We start from the raw sequence: 12,454 nt of genomic DNA on the forward strand, positions 1-12,454 counted from the left end.
AACTTCCTAAAGATTTTAGCCAAAAGTAAAAATACACAAAATGATTTCATTGGAGAAATATTAGCCATTATGAAATTGACAATCATAAAAAAATACTAATTGTGATATCAGTTAATTGAAATATCGGAAATTCCCGATACATTTGTACTATGGAAAACATAGAAATTTTTAAAGCCTTATCGAACAAGTCTAGATTGCAAATGCTGGAATGGCTGAAAGATCCAAGAACCAATTTCCCAGAGCAAGAAGCTGCAGGTTTTGAGCACGGCGTTTGTGTGGGTCAAATCCAAGCAAAAGCTGGTTTGACGCAATCCACAGTTTCTGAATATTTGTCGATTTTACAGCGCGCTGGTTTCGTCGAATCCACTCGTGTTGGGCAATGGACGTACTATAAACGAAACGAAAAAGCATTTACTGAGCTAATAAAAATAATTGAATCTAATTTATAAATACAAATCAAATGAGCACAAATAGTTTATTCACGCCTTTTAAATTAAAGACGCTTGACTTAAAAAATAGAATCGTAATGGCGCCGATGACACGTTCGTTTTCTCCAAATGGAATTCCTACTGATGAAGTTGCCGCTTATTACCAAAAAAGAGCCGAAGGACAAGTCGGGTTGATTTTGTCAGAAGGAACGGTTATTAACAGACCTTCGTCTTCAAACGATGCAAATGTTCCTCACTTTCACGGCGATCAAGCTTTGGCCGGTTGGAAAAAAGTGATTGATGGCGTTCACAATGCAGGTGGCCAAATGGGCCCGCAAATTTGGCATATGGGAATCATGGACAATCATCACTCGGGATGGGTTCCTCCAACGCCTTTTGAAGGTCCGTCAGGATTAAACCGACCAGGTTTCAGCAACGGAAACACGATGACCTCAAAAGATATCGAAAACACAATTTTAGCGTTTGGACAAGCTGCAGCGGATGCAAAAAACTTAGGTTTTGATACCATCGAAATCCACGGAGCGCACGATTATTTGATTGACCAATTTTTTTGGAATGCAACAAACTTAAGAACAGACGAATATGGCGGAAAAACGTTGTCAGAAAGAACCCGTTTTGCCGTTGCTGTCATTAAAGAAATCAGAAAAAGAGTTGGTGAAGATTTTGCAATTATCATCAGGCTTTCACAATTTAAACCAGCAGATTACGATTACAAGTTAGCGAAAACTCCACAAGAAATGGAAGCTTGGTTGACACCTTTAGTTGACGCCGGCGTTGATATTTTGCACTGTTCGCAAAGACGTTTTTGGGAACCAGAATTTGAAGAATCTGATTTAAATTTTGCGGGTTGGGCTAAAAAATTAACTGGGAAAGCTACCATTACGGTAGGTTCAGTTGGTCTTTCTGGAGATTTCTTCGGAGCTTTTGCAGGAGAAAGTTCACAACCAACTTCCTTAGAAGAATTAAACAGAAGATTTGACAGAGGTGATTTTGATTTGGTTGCCGTGGGAAGACCAATCTTGGCTGATCCGAATTGGGTTGCAAAAATCAAAGCTGGAAAGACAGAAGAATTGAGAGAATTTACCAAAGAAGCTTTAGGAGAATTATCTCTTTCATAATTTCAGAATAAATTAAAAGACCCGCAAATTTCAAATTTAGCGGGTCTTTTTTTAGCTATTATTTTCTACGTAAGACAAAATTGTCTGGTCAAAAACTTCTCTATTTTGAAGGAATTCACTTTTAATCGGAAGATAAAAAAGTTGTTGCGAAGGAAGATTTCCTTTTAATCTGACATAATCTTTTTCAGTTGTAATTATGATTTTGCCATCAGCGTTTGATTTAATTTCTAAAATATCTTTATCGGAAAAATGATGATGGTCTGGATACGTTAGAATTGTATCCTTTTCGTTTTTCAAATAATCAAAAAACGGTTCCGGCTTTGCAATTCCAGCCAAAAGCAATTTTTCTGAATTTTTAATTTCTGAAAACGAAAGTTGCTTTTGTTCCGAAAAAATAAATTCGTCGTAAGCAATTGAAGTGAAAAATAATTTCTGGCTTGATTCTAATTGCAATTTTCTTTCGATATAATTTCTTTCTTTTTCAGAAAGATCTCCCGGACATTTAGTAACAATTACAATGTTTGCTCTTTCCGCTCCACTCCTGCTTTCACGAAGATTTCCGGTTGGCAGAATAAAATCATCAGAATACAAATCATTGTAAGTTGTAAGCAAAATATAAAATCCAGCTTTGACTTTTCTATGCTGAAAAGCGTCGTCCAGCAAAATTACATCTGGTTTTGAGATTTTGATCAATTGTTCAATTCCGTTCTTGCGATTCGCATCAACTGCAACTAAAATATTTGGAAATTTTTGATAAAATTGAAAAGGTTCGTCGCCTAAAATTTCAGCATTTGAAGAGGCATCAGCCAATATAAAACCTTCCGATTTTCTCTTATAACCACGACTCAACGTAGCAATTTTATAACTTGGAGAAAGCAATCGGATTAAGTATTCTATTTGAGGCGTTTTTCCAGTTCCGCCAACACTCAAATTTCCAACAGCGATAATTGGCAAGTCAAAAGAATGTGATTTCAAAATGCCTTTATCAAAAAGAAAATTACGAAAAGACGTTATAAAACCATACAGTATGGCAAAAGGAAAAAGTATTTTTCGGAGAATATTCATAGTACGAAAATATAATATTTTATCTTTGAAACATAATTAGAACACATATTTCACAGATTAGCACAGATTTTTAATCAAAATTTATGCTGTCTTTTTAATCTGTGAAAATTAGTAAAATCTGTGTTTATGAAAATTAAAGAAATAATTTCTGTCCTTGAAGAAATGGCTCCGTTGGCTTATGCCGAAGATTTTGACAACGTCGGATTGCTCGTCGGAAACCAAAATGATTATTGTACCGGAGTTTTGGTTTGCCACGACGCTTTGGAAAATGTAATCGAAGAAGCAATTGCTAAAAAATGCAACTTTATTGTTTGTTTCCATCCTATTTTATTTTCGGGTTTGAAAAAAATTACTGGCAAAAATTACGTAGAACGTTCCGTTTTAAAGGCTATTAAAAATGACATTGCGATTTATGCAGTTCATACAGCTTTGGACAATCACCAAAATGGCGTAAACAAGATTTTCTGCGATGCTTTGGGATTGACAAACACAAAAGTTTTGATTCCGAAGGAAAGTTTTATCCAAAAATTAGTGACTTATACCGTTCCAGAAAATCATACGAAACTGCGAAATGCTTTATTTGAAGCTGGTGCAGGAAATATCGGAAACTATGAAAATTGCAGTTTCAACTTGCAAGGAATTGGTACATATCAGGGAAACGAAAATAGTAATCCAGAAATTGGCGAAATCGGTGAATTTGTAGAAAATACAGAAATAAGAATCGAAGTTACCTTTGAAAAACATTTGCAATCAAAAATTTTAAAAGCCTTATTTTCAAATCATATTTATGAAGAAGTGGCTTATGAAATTTACAATTTAGAAAATTCCCACCAAAATATAGGACTCGGTATGATTGGCGAATTTGAAACTGAAATGCAAGAAAAAGAATTCCTTTTATTTGTAAAAGACAAGATGAAAGCTGACGGAATTCGTCATTCAGAATATCTTGGAAGACCTATAAAAAAGGTTGCAGTTCTTGGCGGTTCGGGAAGTTTCGCCATAAAAAAGGCAATTCAGGCCGGAGCTGATGCTTTTTTGACCGCAGATTTGAAATACCATCAGTTTTATGAAGCTGAAAATCAGTTGCTTTTGGCCGATATTGGACATTTTGAGAGTGAACGCTATACAAAAAATTATATAGTTGAGTATCTTACGAAAAAAATTCCTAATTTTGCAATCATTTTATCGGAAGAAAATACAAATCCAGTTAAGTACTTATAGAATATGGCGACTACAAAAGAATTGAGTGTTGAAGACAAGTTAAGAGCGATTTACGATTTACAATTAATCGACTCAAGAATTGACGAAATCAGAAATGTTAGAGGTGAATTGCCTTTAGAAGTGGAAGATTTGGAAGATGAAGTAGCTGGTTTAAGCACACGTCTTGACAAATTGAAAAGTGATTTGGAATCTATCGAAGAGCAAATTAAGAACAAAAAAAATGCTATCGATGAGCACAAAGAGAGCATTAAAAAATACACAAAACAACAGGAAACTGTTCGTAACAATAGAGAATTCAACTCTTTAACTAAGGAAGTTGAGTTTCAAGAGCTTGAAATTCAATTGGCTGAAAAGCAAATTAAAGAAATGAAAGCTTCTATTGAGCACAAAAAACAAGTAATTGGAGATTCTAAAGAAAGATTAGAAGCAAAATCAAACCACTTGAAACACAAAAAATCAGAATTAGACGCAATTATGTCTGAAACTGAAAAGGAAGAAACCTTTTTGTCTGAAAAATCTGCTGAGTATGAAGCTTTGATCGAAGAAAGATTATTGCAAGCTTACAAAAGAATCAGAGGAAGCGTTCGTAACGGATTGGCTGTAGTTTCTATCGAAAGAGGTGCTTCTGCAGGTTCATTTTTTACAATTCCACCACAGACTCAAATGGAAATCGCTTCTCGCAAGAAAGTGATTACAGATGAGCATTCAGGACGAATTTTAGTAGATTCTGCCCTTGCAGATGAAGAAAAAGAAAAAATGGAACAGCTGTTTTCAAAATTCTAAATATCTTTAAGCCTCGATAATTATCGGGGCTTTTTTTTATGAAAAAATTTTTAAACTTCTTACTCGCAAAATCCATCGGATTGTATATCAATCTGCTGAGCTATGTTTTTCCAAGGAAAGCGTCGCAATTGGCGTATGGATTTTTCAGCGAGCCAAGAACCGGAAAACTTTTTTCAGACAAATTGCCAGAAGTTTTAAAATCGGCGAAAACCGAAATCTTGGAAAAAGGCGAACACCAATTTCCAGTTTATATTTGGGAAGGAAACGAAACAATTGTGTTGTTAATTCACGGTTGGGAAAGCAATGCTTCGCGCTGGGAAAATTTCCTTCCGTATCTTCAAAAATCAGGAAGCACCATCATTGCACTTGACGCTCCAGGCCACGGATTGTCTTCTGGAAAAGAATTTAATGTGCCAAGATATGCCGAATTTGTGGACGTTGTGGTTGAAAAATTCAAACCTCAATATCTTGTCGGACATTCGATGGGTGGCGTAACTTCGCTGTATTATCAGCATTTGTACCAAAATAAAAATGTTGAAAAATTGGTGGTTTTAGGAGCACCTTCTGATTTAGAAATTTTGATTTCAAATTACGCGAAACTTTTAAGCTTAAATATGAAAGCCACTAGTATGATTGAAAATCATTTTTTGGAACATTTTAAAATCAAAATGGAAGAATTTTCTGGGAGAGTTTTTGGTTCCAAAATAAAAATAAAAGGTCTAATTGCGCACGACATTGATGACGATGTGGTTTCTTTTGAGGAAGCTAAAAAAATTGCAAGTAATTGGAAAGATGCCACTTTTATTGAAACAAGAGGTCTCGGACACAGTATGCACGACGATGTTTTATACCAAAAAATTTACAGTTTCTTATTTGAGAAAAAAACGCTTAACGACGCAAAAAGAGCTTCTTAAATTCTCAAATTAAGGCTACCTTTGCACAATGGAAGATAATTTAAAACGTCTAAATAAATTCATCGGCGAAACAGGCTATTGTTCTCGCCGTGAGGCAGATAAATTAATTGAGGAAGGACGCGTGACGATAAATGGCGTTGTTCCAGAAATGGGAACAAAAGTTTCTCCAACGGATGAAGTTCGAATTGACGGAAAATTGATTGTGGAACAACGCGAAAAACCAGTCTATTTGGCTTTTAACAAACCTGTCGGGATTGAATGCACGACTAATTTAGATGTCCGAAATAATATTGTTGATTATATCAATTATCCAAAGCGAATTTTCCCGATTGGAAGATTGGACAAAGCCTCGGAAGGGTTGATTTTTATGACCAATGACGGCGATATCGTCAACAAAATTCTTCGCGCCAGAAACAATCACGAAAAAGAATATATCGTTACTGTAAATCGCCCGATTACCGACAGATTTATCGAAAGAATGGGCAACGGCGTTCCGATTTTGGACACAATTACCCGAAAATGCAAAGTCGAACAAGTCAGTAAATACATCTTTAAAATTATCTTGACGCAAGGTTTGAACCGTCAAATTCGTAGAATGACTGAGTATTTGGGTTATGATGTTACGGCTTTAAAAAGAACAAGAATTATCAATATTTCATTGGATGTTCAAGTCGGAAGATATCGAGATTTAACGGATGCGGAGATTAAAGAATTGAACCAATTGATTGAACCTTCGAGCAAAACGGAAGAAGCGAGCTTACCAAAAGTAGAAACGCAACGTCCAACGCAGAGAGTTATCCGAAGAATTCCTCCACGAAATAAATAAAAATACCGCAGATTCGCAGATTTTTTAATGTTTGTAAATAATTAATCTGTGAATCTGCGGTCACTTTTAAAACCATTTTCGCTTCATAAATAAAAATACGCCGAGAGCAGAAAATGCCAGCGAAACTGCAATAATTATCGGCAATCCAAAAGGATTTTCTTGCAATGAATTCGGCACATTCATTCCGTAGAAGCTTGCAATCACTGTTGGAATCATCAAAATAATAGAAATTGAAGTCATCTTTTTCATAATATCGTTCATATTGTTTGAGATTACAGAAGCATACGCATCCATCGTTCCTGTTAAAATATCGCTGTAAATATTAGTCATTTCTAAAGCTTGACGCAATTCAATGTCAACGTCTTCTAATAATTCTACATCTGGATTTATATTTTTCATATTTTTGATTCGGTGCAAAACAATACTGTTTCCTTTCAACGAAGTCATAAAAAACACCAGTGATTTTTCGATTTGTAGCAACGCTTGAAGCTCTTCATTTTTTATGGATTTTTCCAAATTATCTTCGGCGAGTTTAATCTTTTGGCTGACTTGCTTCAAGTATTTTAAGTACCAAACGCTTGAAGAAAGTAATAATTTTAAAGTCAAATCGAAATTATCTTTTACATCGATTTTCTTTCTTTGCGTATAATTTACGAAGTCAGAAAGCACTTCATTTTTGTGGAAACTTACCGTCACGCAAATTTCATCCTTGAATACAATCCCAACGGGAATCGTATAAAAAGGAATCTTCACGTCTTCGCTAACCACCGGAATTCTGAAAATAATTAAATGCCAACCGTTTTCGATTTCAATACGTGGTCTTTCGTCAATATCGTTGATGTCGTTAAAAAATGCCTGTGGAATCTGAAGTTCATTGAGGAGATAGTTTTTCTCGTCTTCAGTAGGATTTTCGATGTTGATCCAGCAGTTTGGTTGCCAGTTTTTGATGGAAATTAATCCGTTGTCATTTTTGTAAAATGCTTTCATACAAATCTCTAAACTATTATGAATAGAGGATTCACTAGAAGTCGCCTCTATTCCAAATTAAACTTATCCGAATAATAATCGTCCATTGTGAATTTTTAAATCGGTGCAAAAGTACGTTTTAAACTTGCATTTAAAAGTTTCTTTAAGTTTAATTTAATAGCAAGAAAAAAGCCTCCGATTTCATCGAAGGCTTTCTTGTTTTTTTATAAATTTCTTTCTTTTCTCTGTTCTCTTGCTAAAAGCGTATTTTTAAGCAACATTGCAATGGTCATCGGTCCAACTCCACCAGGAACTGGCGTGATAAATGATGTTTTTTTGCTCACCAAATCAAAATCAACATCACCTGTAATTCTGTATCCTTTTTCGCTGTCGTCAGCAACACGCGTGATTCCTACGTCAATTACAACTGCGCCGTCTTTTACCATTTCCGCTTTTAAATAGTTTGGAACTCCAAGAGCTGTGATGATAATATCCGCTTGCGTTGTGATTTGTGCAATATTTTTGGTATAACTGTGTGTCAAAGTAACTGTAGAATTTCCAGGGAAACCTTTTCTTCCCATCAAAATACTCATCGGACGCCCCACGATATGGCTTCTCCCGATTACAACGGTGTGTTTTCCTTGAGTTTCAACGCCGTATCTTTCTAATAATTCCAAAATTCCGAAAGGTGTTGCAGGAATAAAGGTCGTCATATCCAGAGCCATTCTTCCGAAATTCTCAGGATGAAAACCGTCAACGTCTTTGCTTGGATCAACCGCCATCAAAACTTTTTGTGTATCAATTTGTTCTGGCAAAGGCAATTGCACAATAAAACCGTCGATATTGTCGTCTTGGTTTAATTCCTTGATTTTTTTAAGCAATTCTGTTTCTGAAGTTGTGCTTGGCATTTTCACCAAAGTTGATTCAAAACCCACCTTTTCACAAGCTTTCACTTTGCTCCCAACATACGTCAAACTTGCTCCATCGTTACCCACAATAATTGCGGCAAGATGTGGCACTTTTTCGTTGTTGTCTTTCATCTTCTGCACTTCGGCAGTGATCTCATTTTTGATGTCTTCAGAAATCTTTTTTCCGTCTAATAGTTGCATTGTTTGTTGTTTAATGTTTAAAGTCTGAGGTTGTGAATCAAACTTAATTTAGTTGTAGTAGTTATTGTTTATTTGTTTAAAAGTTTAATCGGTGAATCGTTTCTGTTTTGGTCAAATATATCCGACTTAACAATTAAACAATTCACCGATTAAACTTTTTGTATTATCTCATCCCTTTCATGCCTCCCATCATTCGCATCAGATTTTTTCCTCCGCCACCTTGCATCATTTTCATCATTTTGCTCATTTGGTCGAATTGTTTCATCAGCTGATTGACTTGCTGTACGTCTGTTCCAGAACCTTTTGCAATTCTGTTTTTTCTTTTCACGTCGATGATTGCCGGTTTGCTTCTTTCCGTTGGCGTCATCGAGTGGATGATTGCTTCGATATGTTTAAAAGCATCATCTTCAATTTCCACATCTTTCAACGCTTTTCCAGCACCAGGAATCATTCCGACAAGATCTTTCATGTTACCCATCTTTTTTACCTGCTGAATTTGCGTCAAGAAATCGTCAAAACCGAATTCGTTTTTGGCAATTTTCTTCTGTAATTTTCTAGCTTCTTCTTCGTCAAATTGCTCTTGAGCTCTTTCTACCAAAGACACAACGTCTCCCATACCAAGAATTCTTTCTGCCATACGAACCGGATAGAAAACGTCAATCGCTTCCATTTTTTCTCCTGTTCCGATGAATTTGATTGGCTTGTTTACAACCGATTTAATCGAAATTGCAGCACCACCGCGCGTATCTCCATCTAATTTGGTAAGGATAACTCCGTCGAAGTTTAATCTGTCGTTGAAAGCTTTTGCAGTATTTACGGCGTCTTGACCAGTCATCGAATCCACTACAAAAAGTGTTTCTTGCGGTTGAATTGCAGCGTGAACATTGGCAATTTCGTTCATCATTTCTTCGTCCACGGCCAAACGACCAGCGGTATCGACAATGACTACATTGAAACCATTTGCTTTTGCGTGTTTAATTGCGTTTTGAGCAATTTCCACCGGATTTTTATTTTCTGGCTCAGAATAAACTTCCACCCCAATTTGATCTCCAACAACGTGAAGCTGATTGATTGCCGCCGGACGGTAAATGTCGCAGGCAACCAACAATGGTTTTTTGTTCTTTTTAGTCTTAAGGAAGTTGGCCAATTTTCCAGAGAAAGTTGTTTTTCCAGAACCTTGAAGACCTGACATCAAGATAATTGACGGATTTCCAGAAAGGTTGATTCCGGCAGCATCGCCACCCATCAATTCTGTTAATTCATCTTTTACCAATTTTACTAAAAGTTGCCCTGGTTGCAACGTCGTTAAAACGTCTTGACCAATGGCTTTTTCTTTTACTTTTGTGGTAAAATCTTTAGCAATCTTAAAGTTAACATCGGCATCAAGCAAGGCACGACGCACTTCTTTTAAAGTATCGGCAACATTGACCTCGGTGATTTTTCCGTGTCCTTTTAGTATGTGGAATGCTTTGTCTAACTTATCACTTAAATTATCGAACATAGTATCTTTCTTTATTAGAAGTGCAAATATAAGTTTTAAAGTCGAAAGTTGAAAGTCATAAAGTTGCAAAGTCAAGAAGTTTCAGGGTTGCAAAGTTTTAAAAAATTTTGGCTTTTTTGAGCGTGGGTTAGATCGACAAAGTTTTTCGACAAACTTCGTCACTAGCCCCGATTGAACCGGAAATCCTTTCATTTAAAAAATCTATTTTTTCTTGGTGCAAAAAAGCGACCAAAGGAAGCTCTTTTTGTGCCTCAGAAAAAAAGATTTTTTGATGAAAGATTGAAGGGAAAAGCGGGAAATAGCTTTTGATAAAACTAAAAAACCAGCCATTGCTGACTGGTTTTTCGCTACTAAAACTATTTAAAAACTACTTAACTACATATTAAAAACAGGTGTTTGTATCGCCTTCAAGCTCAAATAAAATATTGATTTCGTCTTGATTCAAGAGCCTTTTGTACACTCGCAAATCATCGAGGTGCGCCTGAAGCTCTTTTCCAATGAAATAATTGAACGCTTGTGTATTGGCAAAAAGTTCAAATCCTTCGCCTGAATTTCGGAGCACGCCATCTCGATAAAGTCTGATGACTGTACCATTTGCAGTTGGTTCGACGGTTAAAACGATATGGTGCCAGTTTTCGGTATCGTTTGGCAAGGTTTGGCTTTGGCTCCAAGAGGTATCAAAAACATTGGTGATTTCTGACGAAGTATTGAAGAAAAACGGTGCGTTTAAATCGTAAATTCCTAGACCAAAATTTGGCTGGGCATTTGAAACTTCTCCATTTGATTTTTCAAAAATTCGTTCGAGATTCGATAGATTTGTATTCTGCATTTTTACCCAAACACTGATGGAAAGGGAATCCCCAACTTGAATATTTCTGTTTTCTGTTGTTAAAAGTGTCAAGAAATTTTCCCCATTAAACGAAATCGCGCCGTTTGCATTTCCGCTTCTATCGGTTACAAAGGTTGGATTTGATTGCGAAGTTGCATAATCTAACGAAATTAAATCGCGCGTTTCACTGGCGAACGGCATATAAATAATAAGGTCGTTAATCAAAACATGTGGATTTGGGCACGTTGGTTCTGAATTACCACAAAGCGGAATCGTTTGTAAAATCAAGGCTTCCAGCTCTGAATTATTATTTATGACGATAGTTTGTCCGTTTGAATTTACAACAGAAATCGGGTACGAAATAGAATAATATTCGTTAGCTTGCAGGTTTAAAATCAGTAGAAAAAGTTCCAAATCATTGTCAACAACATACGTCTGTGCGATTTGAAAATTACTGTTATAACCAAAAACCGTAATTGGATATTGAATTGAAAAACAGCCAATTGGCGCTTCTTCCGGCGGTTGCGCGTTGCAATTGCTTAATTGGTTGAATTGCTGTTGCGATGTCACAATTTCTTCGCTATAATCTGGAAAAATTACGGTTATTGGAAACGTAAAGTCGATTGTTCCATTGCCGGCTGGAGTTTGCAAAAGCTGTGCGACATCTTCAAAATCATCTTCAGAATTTACCGTAAAAGTCTGTTGCCCGTTTAACACAACGTTCACTGGCAATTTCACTTTAAAACAACTTGTACTATCCAAAACATTATCATCGCTGGTATTTTGCATCGAAACTCGGCTCAAAAGCTGAGATAAATTTGAACTTTTATTTAAAGTCTGAGAATTCGTGCCGGTACCCAAATCCACTTCTTCATTTTGGCAGGAAATAAATAAACTCGAGCAAATTATGGCCAGCCAGATGAGCGATTGTAAGATTCTTTCCCTATTTTTCATTAGTGCAAAAGTTTTGGTTTGGGATTAAAACATTTCAATTTCAAAAAACCCTACCTCAGAAATTTATTTTTTCAATTAAAAACTATATTTGACGATATAAAAAAATCTCGACATAAAAGTAGGGTTTTTATCAACTTGCCTGTTATAGTGTGAACTGACTTTTTATAAATGGAGGAAATCAAAAAAAGTATCGGCGTTTGCGAAGAAATGGTTTTCAGTAATTTCTTTCGGTTAAATGTGAAAACATTGCGGAATTATTTGTTCTATAAGTTTGGAAATCAAGAACAAGCCAATGATATTTCGCAGGAAGCTTTTGTGAAATTATGGGAAAATTGTGCGGAAGTTCCTTTGGAAAAAGCAAAATCTTTTGTTTATAAAGTTGCCAATAATGCTACGTTGAACCAAATTGCGCATCAAAAAGTGGTTTTAAATTATTCCAAAAAAGAAAATCTAGTACATTCCACGAATGAAAGTCCTGAATTTATTTTGGAAGAAAGTGAATTTAAAACCAAACTTGAAAAGGCAATTTCGAATTTAACCGAAGCACAACGAACTGCTTTTCTCTTAAACCGAATTGACGGAAAGAAATATGCCGAAATCGCTATCCTTTTAGAAATCAGCGTAAAAGCGGTTGAAAAACGAATTCACGGCGCTTTGGTTTCCCTTCGAACCGAAATTGAAAATTTAAAGTAGGGTTTTTAAAACCGAAATTGTTTTAT

The 12,454-nt window shown here is 35.9% G+C and carries 12 protein-coding genes; 7 read left to right on the plus strand and 5 right to left on the minus strand.

Features of this window, described 5'->3' with window-relative positions; all coding sequences use genetic code 11:
* Positions 1 to 149: 149 nt before the first annotated feature.
* Positions 150 to 449: an ArsR/SmtB family transcription factor gene (locus ACFPVY_RS08440; protein ID WP_379791534.1), complete on the plus strand. Its 300-nt coding sequence runs from the start codon at positions 150 to 152 to the stop codon at positions 447 to 449.
* Positions 450 to 460: 11 nt separating this feature from the next.
* A complete protein-coding gene (locus tag ACFPVY_RS08445; protein WP_379791535.1) occupies positions 461 to 1,567 on the plus strand; it encodes an NADH:flavin oxidoreductase in 1,107 nt (368 codons plus the stop codon).
* Between the two features lie 51 nt (positions 1,568 to 1,618).
* On the opposite strand, the gene lpxK is transcribed toward ACFPVY_RS08445, so the two are convergent.
* The gene (lpxK, locus tag ACFPVY_RS08450; protein WP_379791536.1) at positions 1,619 to 2,632 is read right to left on the minus strand and encodes a tetraacyldisaccharide 4'-kinase; all 1,014 of its coding nucleotides are present in this window, start codon (positions 2,630 to 2,632) and stop codon (positions 1,619 to 1,621) included.
* Positions 2,633 to 2,758: 126 nt separating this feature from the next.
* On the opposite strand from lpxK, the gene ACFPVY_RS08455 reads away from it, so the two are divergent.
* The 4 genes from ACFPVY_RS08455 to rluF are packed head-to-tail and all read left to right on the plus strand — an operon-like array spanning position 2,759 to position 6,376.
* The gene (locus tag ACFPVY_RS08455; protein ID WP_379791537.1) at positions 2,759 to 3,853 is read left to right on the plus strand and encodes a Nif3-like dinuclear metal center hexameric protein; all 1,095 of its coding nucleotides are present in this window, start codon (positions 2,759 to 2,761) and stop codon (positions 3,851 to 3,853) included.
* A gap of 3 nt (positions 3,854 to 3,856) precedes the next feature.
* The gene (locus tag ACFPVY_RS08460; RefSeq protein WP_379791538.1) at positions 3,857 to 4,636 is read left to right on the plus strand and encodes a zinc ribbon domain-containing protein; all 780 of its coding nucleotides are present in this window, start codon (positions 3,857 to 3,859) and stop codon (positions 4,634 to 4,636) included.
* 38 nt (positions 4,637 to 4,674) lie between these two features.
* Positions 4,675 to 5,550, plus strand: coding sequence for an alpha/beta fold hydrolase (locus ACFPVY_RS08465; protein ID WP_379791539.1), 876 nt, complete (start codon positions 4,675 to 4,677; stop codon positions 5,548 to 5,550).
* A 28-nt stretch (positions 5,551 to 5,578) separates the two neighbouring features.
* Positions 5,579 to 6,376 (plus strand): 23S rRNA pseudouridine(2604) synthase RluF, encoded by a 798-nt coding sequence (gene rluF / locus ACFPVY_RS08470; RefSeq protein WP_379791541.1) that lies wholly within the window; start codon positions 5,579 to 5,581, stop codon positions 6,374 to 6,376.
* A 66-nt stretch (positions 6,377 to 6,442) separates the two neighbouring features.
* Here the strand turns inward: rluF and ACFPVY_RS08475 are convergent, their stop codons facing one another.
* The 4 genes from ACFPVY_RS08475 to ACFPVY_RS08490 form a co-directional block, all read right to left on the minus strand.
* Entirely contained in the window at positions 6,443 to 7,363 is a 921-nt protein-coding gene (locus tag ACFPVY_RS08475; RefSeq protein ID WP_379791542.1) for a magnesium transporter CorA family protein, read from the minus strand.
* 203 nt (positions 7,364 to 7,566) lie between these two features.
* Positions 7,567 to 8,451: a bifunctional 5,10-methylenetetrahydrofolate dehydrogenase/5,10-methenyltetrahydrofolate cyclohydrolase gene (locus ACFPVY_RS08480; RefSeq protein WP_296146183.1), complete on the minus strand. Its 885-nt coding sequence runs from the start codon at positions 8,449 to 8,451 to the stop codon at positions 7,567 to 7,569.
* Between the two features lie 163 nt (positions 8,452 to 8,614).
* Positions 8,615 to 9,952 (minus strand): signal recognition particle protein, encoded by a 1,338-nt coding sequence (gene ffh / locus ACFPVY_RS08485; protein ID WP_379791543.1) that lies wholly within the window; start codon positions 9,950 to 9,952, stop codon positions 8,615 to 8,617.
* A gap of 382 nt (positions 9,953 to 10,334) precedes the next feature.
* On the minus strand, positions 10,335 to 11,735 hold the full coding sequence (locus tag ACFPVY_RS08490) for a LamG domain-containing protein (protein WP_379791544.1): 1,401 nt from the start codon (positions 11,733 to 11,735) through the stop codon (positions 10,335 to 10,337).
* 168 nt (positions 11,736 to 11,903) lie between these two features.
* Between ACFPVY_RS08490 and ACFPVY_RS08495 the strand changes: the two genes are divergently transcribed.
* On the plus strand, positions 11,904 to 12,428 hold the full coding sequence (locus ACFPVY_RS08495) for an RNA polymerase sigma factor (RefSeq protein ID WP_379791545.1): 525 nt from the start codon (positions 11,904 to 11,906) through the stop codon (positions 12,426 to 12,428).
* The last annotated feature ends 26 nt before the right edge of the window (positions 12,429 to 12,454 follow it).

It is taken from the genome of Flavobacterium qiangtangense (genome assembly GCF_042658345.1).
GTDB classification, from domain to species: domain Bacteria; phylum Bacteroidota; class Bacteroidia; order Flavobacteriales; family Flavobacteriaceae; genus Flavobacterium; species Flavobacterium qiangtangense.